This window comes from Verrucomicrobiota bacterium (assembly GCA_037139415.1).
Classification (GTDB): Bacteria; Verrucomicrobiota; Verrucomicrobiia; order Limisphaerales; family Fontisphaeraceae; genus JBAXGN01.
In genome coordinates, this window is the sequence record JBAXGN010000013.1 from 1 (window position 1) to 19,391 (window position 19,391).

Genomic DNA, 19,391 nt, shown 5'->3' on the forward strand with positions numbered 1-19,391 from the left:
CAAAACAACAAAAAACAAAACAAAAAAACATTTACACAATTATATTTACAAAACCACCAGCCTATGAATGGCCTTTTTTTCTTTTCTGCGGGTCAGTTGGCTCGGAATGAATAATCATTGCCGGGGATGCCGAACACCCAGGCATTAGAACGCCCCAAGGCATCGGTGACGTTGGGCAACACTTGGCTATTCGGTCGGGGCATAAACTGGAATGGTCAGCATGGTCCCCATTTTTTGGTTCCTGGCGGTCGAACTTGCAAGTCATTGTTCGAGTTTGACCCCTTTTACTATCTGGCCATTGGCGCGTTTGCAGGGCTGCGGAGCGCGGAAATCGAGCGGCTGGACTGGGCCGAGGTTCACCTGGCCGACCGCTTCATTGAAGTGAAGGCCGCCAAGGCCAAGACCGCTAGTCGCCGGCTGGTCCCGATCTCCGACAACCTGGCGCAGTGGCTGGCCCCGTACGCCCAGGAAGCCGGACGCGTGGCGCCCGCTGACAACATTCAGAGCAACATCATGCGCCTGGTCAAAGAAACCAACGAGGCGTTGAAGGCCGCCGCACAGACCGCCGGCAAGGACCCGGCCATGGCCAAAACCGTGAAATGGAAACAGAACGCGCTACGGCACTCCTTTATCAGCTACCGCGTGGCCGAGGTTCAGGACGTGCCCAAAGTGGCGTTGGAAGCCGGTAACAGCCCGGCCATCATCTTCCAGCACTACCGCGAGCTGGTGCGGCCCGCAGAGGCCAAAGCGTGGTTCTCCATTGCCCCAGGCCAAGACGGGAAAATCATTTTCTTTGAGCCACCCAAGAAAGGTGCGAAGGCGGAGCCCGTGGCAGAGAAAGCAGTCCCGGCGGCGGCGGCCGCTCAGGGGGCTTAGAAAAAAGCGGACGCCAAAAGACGGTCGGTTACCCGGAAAGATTCGCCCAGGAGGCGCTGGTGTTCCTTTCGCCAGGCTTTTCCGCATTTCCCGCCGATTCTGCTCATTGGAAATGGGTGCTTGCCCCGTATCTACATCGGCGTAAACTCTCGGCCATGCGCACAACCTGTGTGATATTTGATGGCGAGCCAAACGCAATGCTTCCTTACCGCAAGGCGACAAGTGAAAGCATCCAATGTGCCAAAAAGTTAATTCCTATCAATTCAATAGCAAGCAAGGTAGGGCGCGGTGTCGCCACTGCGCCGGGGCCAAGGCGGAGAAAAACCCCAACGGGGTTTCGTCCCAAAGCCCACCAGTGGTCCGCAGGGCTGAAAGCCCGTCATGTGATAGCCCGGGCAGAAGGCCCGGGTTATCGTTCCCCAAAGCCACCCCAGTCCTGTAAGCGGCGCCACACTCCTTGCTCTCAATTATCAACCCTCAACTCTCAATTACTGGCAACTTGATTAGTTGAATACCTCGGGACAAAGCCGTATGTTTGCCACATGAAAATTGAGTTGGGCGTTTTATTTGGATTTACCCTACTGCTTCTGAGGTGGAGCATGGCTCCTCTCTCGGCAGGCGAAGTTGTGGTATGGAGTGGAACGGGTGGCTCAATGCACGTTGCTCATGCCCAAATACCGCGCGCAGCATCCAACATTGTCGCTTTGGCAGCAGGTTCCCAACACACTTTGGCTCTACGGGATGATGGGCGCGTCTTCGCATGGGGAAGGAATTCTGATGGGCAATGCGCCGTGCCCGCCGGTTTGAGCAACGTCGTCGCCCTTGCAGGGGGAGATTGCGCCAGTTATGCACTGCTAGCCGATGGCACTGTGACAGCATGGGGAACATTCGCCTTGCCCCCCGGGCTAACTGGAGTGCGCGCCATCAGCTGCGGATCCACGTTAAACGCAGCTGTTTTGAGCAACGGCACCGTTGTCTGCTGGGATCACATAAGTGGTGAACCATTTGCTGAGGCGCTATCTGATGTCACGAATGCGGTGGCGGTGGCAGCTGGGCTTTGCCATGTGATCGCTCTTAAAGATGACGGTACAGTGACGGCATGGGGCTGGGCGTACGCCCCCGTGATGGCTGTCCCTCAAAATCTTGCTGGGGTTAAGGCCATAGCAGTGGGGCAGAACCACTCGGTGGCGTTATTGAGTAATGGCACCGTTCGGGCCTGGGGGATTGCTTTCGGCGGCCCGACTAACATCCCACCGGGATTGAGCAATGTAGTTGGAATCTCGGCACGATCAGGGCATTCCCTGGCTCTGACATCTGAGGGAAAATTAGTGGCCTGGGGTAACAGTTGCTCTGGAAAGGACCGGATTCCGCCTAGCCTGGAAAAAGTTTCACTCATCGCTGCAGGGGATAGCCATTTTGCAACTGTCGCGATGGTGAGTCCAGCACTGTCAGCAGAACAAAATTACGATGGTGCGACGCTGTGTTGGCCCAACATGCGTTTGAGGTATGTACTTGAGCAGGCGTCGTCGCTTACCAAGACGAACTGGCTTACCATCACAAACCTCTCGCCGCAGTATCTGCCGGTTTCAGGGAGTGTGGGTTTTTTCAGGCTCCGGGTGCCGTAGAGCATAGAAGTCGAAAAGCTCCCGCCACTTGTTTGGACTGTAATTGTGTTTTATTACCCCCCCCTTTCCCGAGCCCGCCGCCGCGCCAGTATGTGAGCGGTGAGACGCACCGCTACCTGGGGCGGCAATACCGGCTGAAGGTGGTGGAAGCCGGGGCGGCAGAGGTGAAAATGCGGGGCCGATTCATCTGGGTACAACTACCGCAGAAGGGGGACACGGCGCAGCGGGGTGTGGCTGAACCCGGAGCTGGTGAAGACACCGGCGGCTTGCATGGACTATGCGGTCACCCACGAGTTATGCCATGCGGTGCATGGCCAATGGAAAAGGCCGCCCAAGCGGTGGAGTCACCCAGCGCCCAGGCAGCCTAAGTCCCCTACGGCCTCACCGCCGCCTTGATCGCCGCACCCACCAGTGATTACCGGCGGGGATGATAAAGATCCAAAGCCAACCTCACTTCCGGCGGCGGTACTGCCAGAGCATTCCCAGCCCGCCCAGAGCGGCCAAGGCCAGCGGCGAGGGCTCCGGTACAGCCGAAACGGAGACCTGCATGAGAAAACATTCATTAGAATAGGGATAGATACCATCATGGTACAGGGTGTGGTTAGCTGCCACACCCGTGCCATCAAAACCTGACGTCGATCCCCAAAAAATATAGCCATCGTTTGTGGTCGAGATTGTGATCCAATACTTGGTACTTGCTGCCAGTGTCGGTTGGTTGAGAGCCAAACTGACGTCGTATAGGTTGAAGGCGCTGTTATGGGTGAGCGAGCCCGTCGCGATCGTTCCCAGCAAGGCTCCGGGGGCACCTGAGTTATCCGAGAAAAGCTGAGCTGTGTAGGTGGCGACTGAAAAGGCTTCGTAGTAGAAATTTAGCTTAAGGCCACTGATCACGCCCGCTTCGCTGTCGCTCGTGAACAACTGGGAAGCGGAACCGAATGAACTGATCTCCCAATCATCATCTTGGTTGTTGCCTGTGCTGTCAAAGACGACGGCGGCGTTCGCAGAGAAGGTGAAGAGCGTCGGCGCGAGCATTAGTGCCGCCGACCATGGTTTTAATGTTTTAAATTTTAGTTTCATATATAATACATCGGTTTATGTTTGTGCCACCCGCACCACCACCCCCGACTTAAAAATAGCAGGAGTTGAGTTTTACCTCCTGTCTCCGGACTGGCGGTGATGCGGTTCTAAACCAGTCGTTTCATGCTCACAACTAGCTTTACTTCTTGCTAACCAGCTCGGGCTGGCACCCCTGTCCTGCTTACTGGGAAAAACCATTTTCTGGCGTTCCTCGGTGTGTCCGGAAATCTTGCCGAAAGACCCGCATCGGGGAAACTTCTGGGCCCCGGACTGCGCCGCTGCGCCGAGTTATTCGGCACATCTTCACTGTCCCGCTATTCTAGGAGCCAAGCTACGCAGCCACACTAATGCAGCCAGCGCGGATGACAATAGCTAAAACTAACTAAAAACTACCTTTTATAAGGTAGTCTCAAGAGAGGCGGGCGGCGAAAATAAACGATAATAATGACCGTAAACTCCTGCCCCCAACCTTCTATTTTCTTCGGTCTGGTTTTTCTGCAAAAGGAATTGGATTCCAATCTTTTTGCCAGCTAATTTTTTTGCCATGTCCGGTCCCATTTTCCTGCAAAAGTTCTTTCAGCGTTCGCGCCGTTACGGCCTCACCGCCGCTTTGACCGCCGCGCCCACCACCGATTCCACCAGGGCATTCAGGTTGGTCCGGGCGTTGGCTTCGAGTTCGAGGTTCCCGACGCTGTCCCCCTGGGTCTTGTCGGTCTGGCTGGCCTTCCAGCTTGCCAGACTCGACTTGCCCGCAAAGAACGTCGAGGCCGTGGCGTGCGTGGTGATCTCCCTGGCTGGCTGTCCCTCTTCATAGCTCAAATCCGTTTGCGTGGTGCTGAATCGCGCGCACCCAGCCGCCAGCATCAGCGCCGCAGCCTCCATTATTCCAATCATTCGTTTCATGCTTCTGCCTTTCGTTTCTGTTTTGCCATCAACTAACAACTTTAACTAAAGAAGATATGAGCCAGGGAGTTGGTGTGGCAGGAATCTGGAATATGAACAAACCCCGCCGAGAGAAAAACGAACCATACTATGAATGAACCCGTTACGAACGGTATGAGGACGTGGACCCGATGCCCGATTACGAGAATGTTATCAGTTCAGTTATTAGTGACTTTGCTGTCTCACACCCCGCTTGACTTTCATTCAGAATGTTTCACTCTCAAGTTAAAATTCTGAATGAAAAACGAAATACAATAAACAAGATGAATAAGCGAATCGTGACTGCCGTGGTGTGGTTGGGCCTTTTTGCGGGAAGTGGGTATATTCATGCGGAAAGTGCAAGGTCCAAGGATTTGTTTGATTACGATTGGCGATTTGCCAGCGGCGATGTGGCGGGTGCGGAGGCACCTGCGTTTGACGACGCGGCGTGGCGGCGAGTGGACCTGCCGCATGATTTCAGCATCGAAGGCCCCTTTACTGCCAAAGATATCAAGGGCGCACCCATGAATGGCTATCGTCCCCTTGGAATCGGCTGGTACCGCAAGTCCTTTGTCACCCCGCCCAATCTGGCGGGCCGCCGGATGTGGCTGGAGTTTGAGGGTGTGTATTGTGTCGCCAAGGTCTGGGTCAACGGCCAACTGCTCACCGAGCATCGCAATGGTTACCTGGGCTTCGCCTGCGATCTGACGCCCTTCCTCAACCCTGCGGGACAGCCGAATATTCTGGCGGTGTCGGCTGATAACAGAGCGCCCGACACCTCCCGTTGGTACACCGGAGGCGGCATCTATCGGCATGTCTGGCAGATGGTGTCGGGAGACGTCCATGTGGCACGCTACGGCACGTATGTGACCACGCCGAAGATCACGGATGCCGAGGCGCGGGTGGACGCACAGACTGAGGTTTGGAATGAGAGTGGCGCGGATATGCCAGTTGTATTGACCAGCGAGGTCTTGGATCCGTCAGGCAAGGCTGTCGCAAGCGCGAAGACCGAACTATCCGCACCCAAAGGCGGCCGAGTTGTCTTCAATCAGCAGTTCGCCGTTCCACAACCGCAGCGGTGGGATTTGGAGACGCCGCGCCTGTATCGGTTGGTTTCGCGCGTGCGTTCCGGCGGCCAAGAGACCGATGTCTATGCAACCACGTTCGGCATTCGTGAAATCCGCATCACGCCAGATGGGTTTTTCCTGAACGGTCGGCGGCAGTTTCTCAAAGGGTTCTGCATCCACCACGACAACGGTTGTCTGGGCGCGTCCGCGTTCGACCGCGCGATTGAGCGTCGTTTGGAAATCATAAAGGAAATCGGCTGCAATGCCGTGCGGCTTAGCCACAATCCGCACGCCACCGCGATGCTTGACTTCTGCGACCGCATGGGACTGCTCGTGTATGACGAGGCCTTCGACAAGTGGAACGATCAGTTTTACGCCGGCAGTGGGCTCTGGGGGAAGTTCTGGGAAAAGGATCTAACCGACTTCGTGCGGCGCGACCGCAATCATCCAAGCGTCTTCATCTGGAGCGTCGGCAATGAGGTGTGGGACGGCATGAAGGCTCCGGACTATGGCGTGAATCAGCTCAAGGCGATGATGGAAGTGGTCCACAAACTCGAACCGTCGCGTCCGGTCACCACGGCGCTCTTTCCCATGCGCAAAGATGGTGGACGCTCCACCACCAAGGATCATCCGAACTGGCAGAGCTACCCGCCGCACCAAATGGGGCTGGTCATGGACGTGATGAGCGCCAACTACATGGAGAACTTCTTCACCCGCGACCGCTTGCAGTACCCGGAACTCCGTTACATCGCCAGCGAGAGCAGCTCCAAAGAAGGTGGACGCCCGGCCTGGAACAGTCTGGATCGCGACCACGCTGTCGGCCTGTTTTACTGGGGCGGCATCAACTACCTCGGCGAGGCAAACAAATGGCCCAGCAAAGGCTGGACGGCAGGATTCGTTGATCGGACGGGATTCCGCCGACCGGCGAGTTGGGACGTGCAGAGTTACTTCAGCGGCAAACCGATGGTGCACATCATGGTTCTGGACAATCGTCCCCAAGCCAGTATCATCTGGAACGAGGTCAAGACGGTTCAAAATCAATCACAGTCACATTGGAACCTGGCTGGGCAGGCTGATGTTCGTGTGGAGGTGTTTAGCAACTGCGAGGAAATAGAACTTTTTCTCAACGGCAGGAGTCTCGGTGTCAAACTTCGCGTCGGCGAACCAGGCGTGGGGCCGCGTTTGACGTGGGATGTGCCGTTTGCACCGGGAGCGTTGTTGGCCGTGGCCCGAAATGGCGGGAAGGAAGTGGCGCGGCATGAAATCAAGACCGCAGGCGCGCCCAAGGCATTGCGGCTGACGCCGGATCGCGCGGAACTGCGGGACGACGGGCAAGACTTGTCGCACATTACAGTCGAGATCGTGGACGCGCAAGGGGTTGTGGTGCCGGACGCGAAACAGCGCATCATCTTCAAGGTTTCAGGTGCGGGTACAAACGCGGGCGTGGACAACGACGACCCGACCACCGAAGAGTTCTTCCAAGGCGATCAGCGTACGGCCTTCGGTGGCCGCGCCCTGTTGGTGGTGCGCAGCAAGCGCCAACCGGGCGAAATTGCCGTGGAAGCAACGGCTGAAGGACTGGAATCGGCGAACCTCAAACTACAAACAAAAACAGTTATTCGGACCAACTAAACAATACAGTTCAGACATTAACATAGATCGACTTTTTTAGAAAAAGTTACTGATAGGACTTTCCTTTTTGGCACATTGGATGCTTTCACTTGTCGCGTTGCGGTAAGCGATTGTGCTCGATGAAGGCGCGGAGTTCCTTTTGAAACCCCGGGTGTTGAGCTACCCAAAGTGGTTCTTGGTAGAGCCAAGGTTTGGGCGCAGGTGCCAGGCGTAGAGGTTGCTGAGAATAAACGCCACAGCCACGTAGAGGGCGAGCAGGCCGGACCGGTAGAGGTGACGCAATTCGCGGGCCGGGAACGCGGGCAGCACGGCCCAGATGAGACTGCCTGCAAAGGCGACAATTACCCACATTTGCACGAGATGAACGGGATGGACAGGATTGAATAAATCCGAAGCGCGAAAATGGAAATCTGAAGGAACTTTTGCAGAAAAAGGGGGGCGGACATGGCAGAAATATTATCTGGCAAAAAAATTGGGGACAAATTCATTTTTGCAGAAATATGAACGGGCAGAAATATGAAGAACGGAAAAGCAGAAATCGAAAGACAGGATGAACGGGATGGCCAGGATTGAATAAGACCGGAGCGCGAAAACGGAAATCAGAAGGAACTTTTGCAGAAAAATTTGACTGAAGAAGATAGGAGCTTGGGAGCCAGGGAGTTGGGGTGGCAGGAATCTGGAATCTGAACACCCCGGCTAGAGAAAAACGAACCTCCTTCGGTCGGGGCATAAACTGGAATGGTTATCATGGTCCCCATTTTTTGGTTCCTGGAGGTCGAACTTTCAAGTCATTGTTTTAATGCCCCCTTTTCCGTTATCATTCCGCATCTCGCAGTAGCAGGAGATTGCTACCGGCAATTGAAGCTCATGAAGCTGAGCGATGATGGATTCTGATATTTCAAAATTACACTGTTCATCATAGATGACGTCAATTCTTAAGGTAACAATTTCAGCGCCAAATTTTTTCCAAACCGGCAAGCATTGATGCACTCTGTTTAAAAAACCAAGCGCGCGAATTTCCAAGCTTTCATTGTCGGTTTCACATTCAAATGCTCCAAAACCAAATGGTTGAGGCTTTCCTATGTAGCGTCCGCAACGCCCATGTTCACCAGCCTCATTTTTTTCTACGAACACGATGCCAAGTTCTTTTTCAGCCTCAGTAGGCCGGAAATTGTCACCTTGTAATGCGCATGTGAAAATAATTTTCATAGGGGGGCTACGGGACAAATAATGATGGAGATAATCCAGTTGGAATCACAATCCCATTGGGACATTGAAGTACAAGATTTCCATTCGGATCAATAGCCATGTTAGGATTCGTGCATCCAGCTTTCTTAAGTTCTTTGCTAAACTGTTTCAGTACCTGGTTCTTAATTGCGTGAATATTTTTGCCCCAATATTTTTGAAGCTGATTTTGGGTGAGTCTGACACACTGTTTTGCCGCTGCTTTCAACGCTTGCTGCCTTGCAATGTTAGCCAAAGCAGCGCGCCCCATAGCAGTCTGTGCTGGCGACAGAATGCCTTCATAAGCGGTTAGTATCGTTTCGATCTGAACCGCATCTCCTGCTGCGATAGCCGTAGTAAGTTCAACTCCCGGTTCTTCTCCGAATGGATCAAGCCAATATACCGGATTATTCCGAACAAACTGGTAAAAATTAAGTCCTCCCTCTTCTTCGATAGGATCGTGGTTTAGCCATCGTTGCAATTCGGGATGATAAAACCGGTAACCATAATAACTTAATCCGGCGGTGCGATCACGTTCCTTGGAAGAGAACTTGAAGCGGCAAAGGTCCAGACCTGTCTGGGAGCGGATTGCGCCAAAGGGCGCGTAATCCAGTTCGAGCACTGTGGCCACCGTCCCGCCATCACTGCGTAGTGTGACAACATCCCCGCGATGATTGTTATGTGCGTAAAATGTACCGTTGGTCGTGGCACTCGCAGCATGGTGTGTCACCGCCACCAGCGTGCCAACGTCCCCAGCCAAGCCCACCCCACGGGTGAAGGTCTCGATCACCTGGCCGTTATCATTCAAAACGGCAATGATCTGCAAACCATCATACACATACATGCACTTATTGGTCACGCCGCCCCCCACTTCCAGTTTGGCCACCCGCCGCGACAACGCATCATACCAGTTTTGAAGCACCACCACGCCGTTGCTACTGACCCTTATCAGCCGGTCGGCCCAATCCCATTCATACTGCCAATTCACTACTCCGGTGTTCCAATTGGTCAAGGCCCCGTTGCCATCATGCCGGAAGTCTTCCACGCTTTGCTTGAAAACTGTGTTGGTCAACCGGCTTTGGTTCCCCGACACATCTGTCACCGTCACCACCAACTGGTTGGTGCCGGCTTCCAGCGGCACAAAGTTCAACACAAAAGTGCCGTCATTGGTGCTCACGCGCGCCCGCACCGCGCGACATTCGGCATAGGTTTGATACCATTTGTTGCTGCGCGGGCCGGGCGATACGGAACCGCTCACAGTGACCGAGTTGGTGGTGCTGGTGGAGGTGCAGACCAGTTCGTTATCCGAGTTATAAACCCGCCGCAACTGCCCTGGCGAACCGGTCCAGTTGCCCGCCTCGTCATATTCCCAGGCATTCGTCAGGACGCCCGTGATTACCTCATTGGTCAACTGGTTGGCAGCATCATAACTGTACTGGCTGACCTGGGTGCCGTTGGTGATGGCCAGGATTTGCCCGCTAGCATCCATCTGGTAGCCATACCTTTTGACTTCAGCAGTGCCGTTGCTGATAGTCAAGGACCGCAAGCGGTTTTCCAAGTCATACTCGTAATGCACTTGGTCCCCGTTGCCATAAAGCTTGTCCGTCAAGCCTTGCCCCGGCGCGTACCGATACCCGGCCTGGGCGGCCTGGACTCCATTGGTGCGCTGGATGACATTGGTCAGTTGATTCACGGGGTTGTAACGGTACTCGGTTTGCAGGCTGCCTGTAAAGCTCTGCAAGCCGGTAAGCTGGCGGTTGGTGACATTCCCCACGGCGTCAAACTGGTAATCCAGTTGATACTGCACGGCAGCAAAGCCGGGGATGTTGGTGAGGGTGCAGACCATGGACGTGGCCCGGTTCAAGGCATCATTGGTGAACTGGAACACGGAGTATTCACTGGCCACATAGACTGGCTGTCCCAGCATGGTGTAGCCCAGTTCCATGACCGTCTGGTTGCCAACGCTGACGGTGGCAAGACCGCCGAGCAGGTTGTAATCCAAACTGACCACCTGGCCATTGCCATTGGTCATGCGGGTCAGTTGGCCCCGGAATGAATACCCGTAGCCGGTGGTTTTGCCCAGCGGCGTAATCACCTGGCGCAATTGGGTCAGCCCGTTGGTCGGGGCATACTCGAACTGCTTCACCCGCGCCTGGCCCCCAACGTGGGTGATCAACTCGGATACTTGCTGCGCGCCATTATAATGAAACTCGGTGATCCGGTTCAGGGGATCGGTGACCTGCGATACCCGGCCCTCGACATCGTGAAGCAGATAGGTTGTCTGTCCAATCCGGTTGCGGATCAGTTCCGGTCCGCAACAGCCGTACTGGACATAGTTGCTGGTGGCATCGGGGAACACGGTGCTGGTGACGCGGTCCAGATCGTCACGGGTAAAGTTCAAGACCAGGCCCGTGTTTTGATTGGTGACGGACATCAGCCGGCCAATGGCGTCATGTTTTTTGCCAAGGCGGCTGCCATCGGGGGCGATGGATTCGAGTTCGTAGCCGCTGGGACCGTACACCCAGGCATTAGAACGCCCCAAGGCATCGGTGACGTTGGTCAACTGACCGCTGCCACTATATGCGAGGGTGGTGACCTGGTTCAACGCGTTGGTGACGGCTACCAATTGGTCCGCCTCATCGTAGCCCAAGTTAAGCGTTTGCCCCAAGGAGTTGGTGGTGGCGAGCAGGTTGTCGTGGGCGTCGTAGGCGTTGGTGACCGCTGAAACCAGCACCAAGCCGGTTTCCGGAATATTGGTATAAACCAGGGTGCGCAACACATTATGGTGGGTATCGTAAACATGGTGAACTTGCAGGTTGGTCTGGCTGGTCGTCCAATCGAAGACCGCAGGCAAGACATCCAGCGCATACGCCACGGAAGTCAGGTTCATTTCCGCGTCGTAATCCGCTTCTGCCCACGGGTTGGCATAGTAGCCAGTACGCGCCGAGCCATTGACCCCGGCAAAGTAGAGCAGGTCGCCGCCCCGGTCGCCGCCCACGGTTTTCTTGGCAAAATACCAATCATTGCCGCCGGGATCTTTTATGCCGATGGGGCCTTCCTCCGTGCTGGCGTGATAATAATACTCATGGACATGGCCGGAAGGGTCGGTGATGTTCATCAGAAATGCATCACCGAGCCATTCGGTGTTGGTGGTGTTGAGCATGGGGTAGGTGAAGGTGAGGGACTGGCCGTTGGGATAGGTGACACTCGCGGGCCAGAGATTGGTATTATAGGCAATGGTGGTGGTGAGCCCGCCCATGTCCGTAAGACTGGTCAGGGTGGATTGGGCATCGTACGCGAACCGGGCGGAACGGCCCAGCAACGGTGTTATTGGTGACCAACCCCGCCTCACTATACGCCAGCGCCAACGACCGGCCCACGGCATCCACCAAGTTGGTCAGCCGCCAGGCAGCACCGCCGCCGTATTGCAGGGTGACGGCCTGGCCGTAACGATCCTCGATGCGTTCGAGGCGCTGGCCCAGATCGGTGCCGGTCTGGAAATACCAGCGCTCCTGGTTGCCATGAAATTCAAGGACAAAGTAATTATTGGTACGGTATAGTCGGTTCTGGTTCCAGACATCGAACGGCTCGTAGGTATTGTTGGTGGGGGTGAAGATTTGGACGAAACCGCCCGGCAGGTTGATCCAGACATTGCTTTCCGGGGTTTCGGTGAGGTAGCTGGCGAAGTTGAACTGCCATTTGGGACCAAAGGCGTAATAATTGACGTTGCTATACGTGGCCATGCGGGCGGTGGCGACGCGGTTATAGGCCAGTTGCACTTCGAGGGCCGGCCCCACTGCCGGGGGATACCAGATGGGGCTGTCGAACAGCACCAGGTTGGCGTAGCTGGGATCAATCTGATACGCGGGAGCCCCGACCCCAACATTTAGCCAGCGACGACCGCCACCACCACCGCACGCGGGACAGCCCGGTCCGGGGCCGCTGCCACCAAACATGCCGCCGAAGTTGCCGCCGAAACTCCCGCCCGAACCACCCGCCCCGCCGCAACCAAAATTGCCAGGACCGTTTGGGGGATGCGGATCGGGCGGCGGCGCGCCGCAGCAACCGCCGCGCAACGCCCCGGCTGCGGCGTCACTCAACGTCCGCCCGGCCACCCGTTGACCCGGCACCGACAGCACCAGACCGGACCAGCGGTACAGGAATTGACCCAGCGTCCAGCGCATCCGCCCGTCATCCGGATCGAGCAGCTCCACCAAGTTGTCCGAAACCCGTTCCACCACCACAAAGTGGCCGGTTCGTTTGGGCTCTTTCGCCGACTTTGGGCGGGACAACACCGCGAAGGCGCGCGGGGCGGGCGGCGGTTTGAGATACACCAGCAACGGGTGGCCGGGGCGCGCCTGGCGGCGCAGTTCCGCCAGCGTCACTTCCAGGACCTGGCCCCCGCCCAACCGGGCCAGTTCCCTGGCGGAATAACCGTCGGGATGTTCCGCCGGGCGCTTGGCCCACTCATACCGGGCATACACTTTCGCCAGGGGAACGTTGCGCAGGGAGTCCCCCGCCGCGTTTTGCGAGGCGAGCGTGAGCGCGAGGGCTTTGGTGCCGCACCGACGGTTGGCATCCTCGGCCAGCAACGCCTGCTGGTACACGCGGGTGTAGTTTTCGAGGAACTGCCGTTCCTGCCAGTTGTCGGCGGTCTCGGCCAAATGCCGCAACACGTCCCGCGCCGCCTCCAGACGGCCCGTGCGCGCATAAATATCCGGCAGGTAATGCAGCACTTTGCGGCGCAGTTCCACCGCGCCCGGATGCCGCTGCAACAGCGAGAGAAACCGTTCCTCCGCCGCGTCAAACTGCCCGCGATATTTGAGATAGCAGGCTTCGTGCAGTTCGGCTTCCGCCGCCCACGGGCTCTCGGGATGGTTCTGCCAGAGGCGGCGAAACGCCGCCACCGCGTCATCCCATTGGTGGCGGTTCCACAGCTCCATGGCCTCGCCCATCGCACGGTTATGCGCGGCGGTGAAATTGGTGCCCAGCGCCAACAGCATCCCGCCCCGCTCGCCCGCCTCGCGGATGGCCTCGACGCTGTAACCCCGTGCCGAGGGGGCCACCACATGCTGGCCCACCGGCTGGGCCGACCGGGCAGACTGGCCCCAGCCACTTCCCGCGCAGGCAACCATGACAATCAAGATTTTGGTCTTCATAAATTATTCAAACCAGCGAGGTGCCGATCGGTCAATCTCCCCACACCGCATAAAAATTGTAAAGCTTGTCGGCCAGGCCCAGCCCCGGCGCGTAGAGACACTGCAAGTCGGCAATCTGGCGATTCAGCAAGGGCATAAACTGGAATGGTTATCATTGTCCCCAGTGTTTGGTTCTTGGCTGGCGAGTTTTTAAGTCATTGGTCTAGTTTGACTCTTTCTTTTCCGGCATTAAAGGATAACCATCAGGTTGTGGAAATAGTTTCTGATTTTTTTTAAAAGGCTTTTCTTTCAAACAAATAGTATAATAATTATTTATAGTGAAATACAATATGGAATTAGGTGTGTACTGTGGAGGTATTGGTTTTATTTTGTAGTAATTAGTAGTTTTAGAATTAGCTATTGAAAAACCTGCAACATCATCCGCTAGTGGAAATTTTTTTGAAGTGTTTGTTTCTATTCGAATTACTTTAGCACCGCAACTTACTACAATGGTGTCACCTGTGTCGTTATACAAAGAAACACAAGGCATAGGCGTACATGCTATAAAAATACAAATGCAAAAAATATAGAAGCGCCATTTCATAAAGCCTAGCATTACGGCCATGGATTTGGTGGGTTTGAATTTGGCCCTATTTCGAGCCAATTTCTTTCGTTATAGGTTCCGGAGAGAATTTCGGAATAAGTGATGGCAGATAAATGCAAAGGAAAATACAACGGACCTAACACCTGACCCTGGTAAGTATGTTGTTTTTCATGCCACCCAACTGGCAGCCCATTATATCTATTTGTGTTTGACGGACCAAATCCTTTAGGATAGCAGACGACGTTACCGTACGTTGTAGCGTATCGACCTTGCATAAAGTGGTTTGTAAACTGAATAGAGTTATTTGCAAAACTTACTTTCGCCCCAAAAGGAAGTGCAATGCCACCCCACAGTACACCTACAGCAGTATTAGGCAAATTCCATATTTTCCCAAAAAAACCACCAATTGCATTACCCACTGCTGTGCCATCAAAACCCAAATAATCAACGTAACAAATAGGATTATTGTTGCAAAAATAATACAAATTCAAACTTCCATTTTCTCCAATCGGATCCCGATTCACCCATCTCTGCAACTCGGGATGATAAAACCGGAAGCCGTAATAATAAAGTCCCACACTTGCCTCACGTTCCTTGGAAGAGAACTTGAAGCGGCAAAGGTCCAAGCCCGTTTGAGAACGGATTGCGCCGAACGGCGCATAATCTAATTCGAGCACCGTGGCCACCGTGCCGCCATCACTGCGCAACGTGACAACATCCCCGCGATGATTGTTATGCGCGTAAAATGTACCGTTGGTCGTGGTACTGGCAGCATGGTGTGTCACCGCCACCAGCGTGCCAATATCCCCGGCCAGTCCCACCCCGCGTGTGAAGGTCTCGATCACCTGGCCGTTATCATTCAACACGGCAATGATCTGCAAGCCATCATACAAGTACATGCATTTGTTCGTTATGCCTCCGCCCACTTCCAGTTTGGCAATACGCCGCGACATGGCATCGTACCAGTTTTGAAGCACCACCACGCCGTTGCTACTGACCCTTATCAGCCGGTCGGCCCAATCCCATTCATACTGCCAATTCACTACTCCGGTGTTCCAATTGGTCAAGGCCCCGTTGCCATCATGCCGGAAGTCTTCCACGCTTTGCTTGAAAACTGTGTTGGTCAACCGGCTTTGGTTCCCCGACACATCTGTCACCGTCACCACCAACTGGTTGGTGCCGGCTTCCAGCGGCACAAAGTTCAACACAAAAGTGCCGTCATTGGTGCTCACGCGCGCCCGCACCGCGCGACATTCGGCATAGGTTTGATACCATTTGTTGCTGCGCGGGCCGGGCGATACGGAACCGCTCACAGTGACCGAGTTGGTGGTGCTGGTGGAGGTGCAGACCAGTTCGTTATCCGAGTTATAAACCCGCCGCAACTGCCCTGGCGAACCGGTCCAGTTGCCCGCCTCGTCATATTCCCAGGCATTCGTCAGGACGCCCGTGATTACCTCATTGGTCAACTGGTTGGCAGCATCATAACTGTACTGGCTGACCTGGGTGCCGTTGGTGATGGCCAGGATTTGCCCGCTAGCATCCATCTGGTAGCCATACCTTTTGACTTCAGCAGTGCCGTTGCTGATAGTCAAGGACCGCAAGCGGTTTTCCAAGTCATACTCGTAATGCACTTGGTCCCCGTTGCCATAAAGCTTGTCCGTCAAGCCTTGCCCCGGCGCGTACCGATACCCGGCCTGGGCGGCCTGGACTCCATTGGTGCGCTGGATGACATTGGTCAGTTGATTCACGGGGTTGTAACGGTACTCGGTTTGCAGGCTGCCTGTAAAGCTCTGCAAGCCGGTAAGCTGGCGGTTGGTGACATTCCCCACGGCGTCAAACTGGTAATCCAGTTGATACTGCACGGCAGCAAAGCCGGGGATGTTGGTGAGGGTGCAGACCATGGACGTGGCCCGGTTCAAGGCATCATTGGTGAACTGGAACACGGAGTATTCACTGGCCACATAGACTGGCTGTCCCAGCATGGTGTAGCCCAGTTCCATGACCGTCTGGTTGCCAACGCTGACGGTGGCAAGACCGCCGAGCAGGTTGTAATCCAAACTGACCACCTGGCCATTGCCATTGGTCATGCGGGTCAGTTGGCCCCGGAATGAATACCCGTAGCCGGTGGTTTTGCCCAGCGGCGTAATCACCTGGCGCAATTGGGTCAGCCCGTTGGTCGGGGCATACTCGAACTGCTTCACCCGCGCCTGGCCCCCAACGTGGGTGATCAACTCGGATACTTGCTGCGCGCCATTATAATGAAACTCGGTGATCCGGTTCAGGGGATCGGTGACCTGCGATACCCGGCCCTCGACATCGTGAAGCAGATAGGTTGTCTGTCCAATCCGGTTGCGGATCAGTTCCGGTCCGCAACAGCCGTACTGGACATAGTTGCTGGTGGCATCGGGGAACACGGTGCTGGTGACGCGGTCCAGATCGTCACGGGTAAAGTTCAAGACCAGGCCCGTGTTTTGATTGGTGACGGACATCAGCCGGCCAATGGCGTCATGTTTTTTGCCAAGGCGGCTGCCATCGGGGGCGATGGATTCGAGTTCGTAGCCGCTGGGACCGTACACCCAGGCATTAGAACGCCCCAAGGCATCGGTGACGTTGGTCAACTGACCGCTGCCACTATATGCGAGGGTGGTGACCTGGTTCAACGCGTTGGTGACGGCTACCAATTGGTCCGCCTCATCGTAGCCCAAGTTAAGCGTTTGCCCCAAGGAGTTGGTGGTGGCGAGCAGGTTGTCGTGGGCGTCGTAGGCGTTGGTGACCGCTGAAACCAGCACCAAGCCGGTTTCCGGAATATTGGTATAAACCAGGGTGCGCAACACATTATGGTGGGTATCGTAAACATGGTGAACTTGCAGGTTGGTCTGGCTGGTCGTCCAATCGAAGACCGCAGGCAAGACATCCAGCGCATACGCCACGGAAGTCAGGTTCATTTCCGCGTCGTAATCCGCTTCTGCCCACGGGTTGGCATAGTAGCCAGTACGCGCCGAGCCATTGACCCCGGCAAAGTAGAGCAGGTCGCCGCCCCGGTCGCCGCCCACGGTTTTCTTGGCAAAATACCAATCATTGCCGCCGGGATCTTTTATGCCGATGGGGCCTTCCTCCGTGCTGGCGTGATAATAATACTCATGGACATGGCCGGAAGGGTCGGTGATGTTCATCAGAAATGCATCACCGAGCCATTCGGTGTTGGTGGTGTTGAGCATGGGGTAGGTGAAGGTGAGGGACTGGCCGTTGGGATAGGTGACACTCGCGGGCCAGAGATTGGTATTATAGGCAATGGTGGTGGTGAGCCCGCCCATGTCCGTAAGACTGGTCAGGGTGGATTGGGCATCGTACGCGAACCGGGCGGAACGGCCCAGCAACGGTGTTATTGGTGACCAACCCCGCCTCACTATACGCCAGCGCCAACGACCGGCCCACGGCATCCACCAAGTTGGTCAGCCGCCAGGCAGCACCGCCGCCGTATTGCAGGGTGACGGCCTGGCCGTAACGATCCTCGATGCGTTCGAGGCGCTGGCCCAGATCGGTGCCGGTCTGGAAATACCAGCGCTCCTGGTTGCCATGAAATTCAAGGACAAAGTAATTATTGGTACGGTATAGTCGGTTCTGGTTCCAGACATCGAACGGCTCGTAGGTATTGTTGGTGGGGGTGAAGATTTGGACGAAACCGCCCGGCAGGTTGATCCAGACATTGCTTTCCGGGGTTTCGGTGAGGTAGCTGGCGAAGTTGAACTGCCATTTGGGACCAAAGGCGTAATAATTGACGTTGCTATACGTGGCCATGCGGGCGGTGGCGACGCGGTTATAGGCCAGTTGCACTTCGAGGGCCGGCCCCACTGCCGGGGGATACCAGATGGGGCTGTCGAACAGCACCAGGTTGGCGTAGCTGGGATCAATCTGATACGCGGGAGCCCCGACCCCAACATTTAGCCAGCGACGACCGCCACCACCACCGCACGCGGGACAGCCCGGTCCGGGGCCGCTGCCACCAAACATGCCGCCGAAGTTGCCGCCGAAACTCCCGCCCGAACCACCCGCCCCGCCGCAACCAAAATTGCCAGGACCGTTTGGGGGATGCGGATCGGGCGGCGGCGCGCCGCAGCAACCGCCGCGCAACGCCCCGGCTGCGGCGTCACTCAACGTCCGCCCGGCCACCCGTTGACCCGGCACCGACAGCACCAGACCGGACCAGCGGTACAGGAATTGACCCAGCGTCCAGCGCATCCGCCCGTCATCCGGATCGAGCAGCTCCACCAAGTTGTCCGAAACCCGTTCCACCACCACAAAGTGGCCGGTTCGTTTGGGCTCTTTCGCCGACTTTGGGCGGGACAACACCGCGAAGGCGCGCGGGGCGGGCGGCGGTTTGAGATACACCAGCAACGGGTGGCCGGGGCGCGCCTGGCGGCGCAGTTCCGCCAGCGTCACTTCCAGGACCTGGCCCCCGCCCAACCGGGCCAGTTCCCTGGCGGAATAACCGTCGGGATGTTCCGCCGGGCGCTTGGCCCACTCATACCGGGCATACACTTTCGCCAGGGGAACGTTGCGCAGGGAGTCCCCCGCCGCGTTTTGCGAGGCGAGCGTGAGCGCGAGGGCTTTGGTGCCGCACCGACGGTTGGCATCCTCGGCCAGCAACGCCTGCTGGTACACGCGGGTGTAGTTTTCGAGGAACTGCCGTTCCTGCCAGTTGTCGGCGGTCTCGGCCAAATGCCGCAACACGTCCCGCGCCGCCTCCAGACGGCCCGTGCGCGCATAAATATCCGGCAGGTAATGCAGCACTTTGCGGCGCAGTTCCACCGCGCCCGGATGCCGCTGCAACAGCGAGAGAAACCGTTCCTCCGCCGCGTCAAACTGCCCGCGATATTTGAGATAGCAGGCTTCGTGCAGTTCGGCTTCCGCCGCCCACGGGCTCTCGGGATGGTTCTGCCAGAGGCGGCGAAACGCCGCCACCGCGTCATCCCATTGGTGGCGGTTCCACAGCTCCATGGCCTCGCCCATCGCACGGTTATGCGCGGCGGTGAAATTGGTGCCCAGCGCCAACAGCATCCCGCCCCGCTCGCCCGCCTCGCGGATGGCCTCGACGCTGTAACCCCGTGCCGAGGGGGCCACCACATGCTGGCCCACCGGCTGGGCCGACCGGGCAGACTGGCCCCAGCCACTCCCCGTGCAAGCAACCATGACAATCAAAATGCTCGTTTTCATAAAACCAAGGAGG

14 protein-coding genes are annotated in these 19,391 nt (G+C 56.3%); 4 read left to right on the plus strand and 10 right to left on the minus strand.

Translation table 11 applies throughout. The annotated features are described in order from the left end of the window. Positions 1-264: 264 nt before the first annotated feature. The 3 genes from WCO56_03745 (at position 265) to WCO56_03755 (ending at position 2,869) form a co-directional block, all read left to right on the plus strand. Entirely contained in the window at positions 265-876 is a 612-nt protein-coding gene (locus WCO56_03745; GenBank protein MEI7728653.1) for a site-specific integrase, read from the plus strand. Between the two features lie 956 nt (positions 877-1,832). Then, entirely contained in the window at positions 1,833-2,501 is a 669-nt protein-coding gene (locus WCO56_03750; GenBank protein MEI7728654.1) for a hypothetical protein, read from the plus strand. A gap of 92 nt (positions 2,502-2,593) precedes the next feature. Next, complete coding sequence (locus WCO56_03755) at positions 2,594-2,869, plus strand: hypothetical protein (GenBank protein MEI7728655.1); 276 nt, start codon at positions 2,594-2,596, stop codon at positions 2,867-2,869. A gap of 82 nt (positions 2,870-2,951) precedes the next feature. On the opposite strand, the gene WCO56_03760 is transcribed toward WCO56_03755, so the two are convergent. The 3 genes from WCO56_03760 to WCO56_03770 form a co-directional block, all read right to left on the minus strand. Then, positions 2,952-3,578 (minus strand): choice-of-anchor R domain-containing protein, encoded by a 627-nt coding sequence (locus WCO56_03760; GenBank protein MEI7728656.1) that lies wholly within the window; start codon positions 3,576-3,578, stop codon positions 2,952-2,954. A gap of 396 nt (positions 3,579-3,974) precedes the next feature. Further along, positions 3,975-4,124, minus strand: coding sequence for a hypothetical protein (locus tag WCO56_03765; protein MEI7728657.1), 150 nt, complete (start codon positions 4,122-4,124; stop codon positions 3,975-3,977). Between the two features lie 45 nt (positions 4,125-4,169). After that, positions 4,170-4,481, minus strand: coding sequence for a hypothetical protein (locus WCO56_03770; protein ID MEI7728658.1), 312 nt, complete (start codon positions 4,479-4,481; stop codon positions 4,170-4,172). A gap of 302 nt (positions 4,482-4,783) precedes the next feature. Here WCO56_03770 and WCO56_03775 point away from each other — a divergent pair, with 302 nt between their 5' ends. Then, a complete protein-coding gene (locus WCO56_03775) occupies positions 4,784-7,198 on the plus strand; it encodes a glycoside hydrolase family 2 TIM barrel-domain containing protein (GenBank protein MEI7728659.1) in 2,415 nt (804 codons plus the stop codon). 159 nt (positions 7,199-7,357) lie between these two features. Here the strand turns inward: WCO56_03775 and WCO56_03780 are convergent, their stop codons facing one another. The 7 genes from WCO56_03780 to WCO56_03810 form a co-directional block, all read right to left on the minus strand. Further along, a complete protein-coding gene (locus tag WCO56_03780) occupies positions 7,358-7,549 on the minus strand; it encodes a hypothetical protein (GenBank protein MEI7728660.1) in 192 nt (63 codons plus the stop codon). Positions 7,550-7,981: 432 nt separating this feature from the next. After that, complete coding sequence (locus WCO56_03785) at positions 7,982-8,407, minus strand: hypothetical protein (protein ID MEI7728661.1); 426 nt, start codon at positions 8,405-8,407, stop codon at positions 7,982-7,984. A gap of 7 nt (positions 8,408-8,414) precedes the next feature. Then, entirely contained in the window at positions 8,415-11,744 is a 3,330-nt protein-coding gene (locus WCO56_03790) for an RHS repeat-associated core domain-containing protein (GenBank protein MEI7728662.1), read from the minus strand. Beyond that, positions 11,650-13,581: a tetratricopeptide repeat protein gene (locus tag WCO56_03795; GenBank protein MEI7728663.1), complete on the minus strand. Its 1,932-nt coding sequence runs from the start codon at positions 13,579-13,581 to the stop codon at positions 11,650-11,652. The genes WCO56_03790 and WCO56_03795 overlap by 95 nt, the downstream gene beginning before the upstream one ends. A 202-nt stretch (positions 13,582-13,783) precedes the next feature. Continuing rightward, positions 13,784-14,185, minus strand: coding sequence for a hypothetical protein (locus tag WCO56_03800; protein ID MEI7728664.1), 402 nt, complete (start codon positions 14,183-14,185; stop codon positions 13,784-13,786). Further along, the gene (locus WCO56_03805; protein ID MEI7728665.1) at positions 14,176-17,541 is read right to left on the minus strand and encodes an RHS repeat-associated core domain-containing protein; all 3,366 of its coding nucleotides are present in this window, start codon (positions 17,539-17,541) and stop codon (positions 14,176-14,178) included. Before WCO56_03805 ends, WCO56_03800 begins: the two co-directional genes overlap by 10 nt. Beyond that, positions 17,447-19,378: a tetratricopeptide repeat protein gene (locus WCO56_03810; protein ID MEI7728666.1), complete on the minus strand. Its 1,932-nt coding sequence runs from the start codon at positions 19,376-19,378 to the stop codon at positions 17,447-17,449. The genes WCO56_03805 and WCO56_03810 overlap by 95 nt, the downstream gene beginning before the upstream one ends. Between the last annotated feature and the right edge of the window lie 13 nt (positions 19,379-19,391).

What these genes read in the sequence shown, in the direction of transcription:
- WCO56_03760 (MEI7728656.1), bottom strand. Translation starts at nt 3,578, where the DNA reads ATGAAACTAAAATTTAAAACATTAAAACCATGGTCGGCGGCACTAATG.
- WCO56_03765 (MEI7728657.1), bottom strand. Translation starts at nt 4,124, where the DNA reads ATGGCAAAAAAATTAGCTGGCAAAAAGATTGGAATCCAATTCCTTTTG.
- WCO56_03770 (MEI7728658.1), bottom strand. Translation starts at nt 4,481, where the DNA reads ATGAAACGAATGATTGGAATAATGGAGGCTGCGGCGCTGATGCTGGCG.
- WCO56_03775 (MEI7728659.1), top strand. Translation starts at nt 4,784, where the DNA reads ATGAATAAGCGAATCGTGACTGCCGTGGTGTGGTTGGGCCTTTTTGCG.
- WCO56_03780 (MEI7728660.1), bottom strand. Translation starts at nt 7,549, where the DNA reads ATGTGGGTAATTGTCGCCTTTGCAGGCAGTCTCATCTGGGCCGTGCTG.
- WCO56_03785 (MEI7728661.1), bottom strand. Translation starts at nt 8,407, where the DNA reads ATGAAAATTATTTTCACATGCGCATTACAAGGTGACAATTTCCGGCCT.
- WCO56_03795 (MEI7728663.1), bottom strand. Translation starts at nt 13,581, where the DNA reads ATGAAGACCAAAATCTTGATTGTCATGGTTGCCTGCGCGGGAAGTGGC.
- WCO56_03800 (MEI7728664.1), bottom strand. Translation starts at nt 14,185, where the DNA reads ATGGCCGTAATGCTAGGCTTTATGAAATGGCGCTTCTATATTTTTTGC.
- WCO56_03810 (MEI7728666.1), bottom strand. Translation starts at nt 19,378, where the DNA reads ATGAAAACGAGCATTTTGATTGTCATGGTTGCTTGCACGGGGAGTGGC.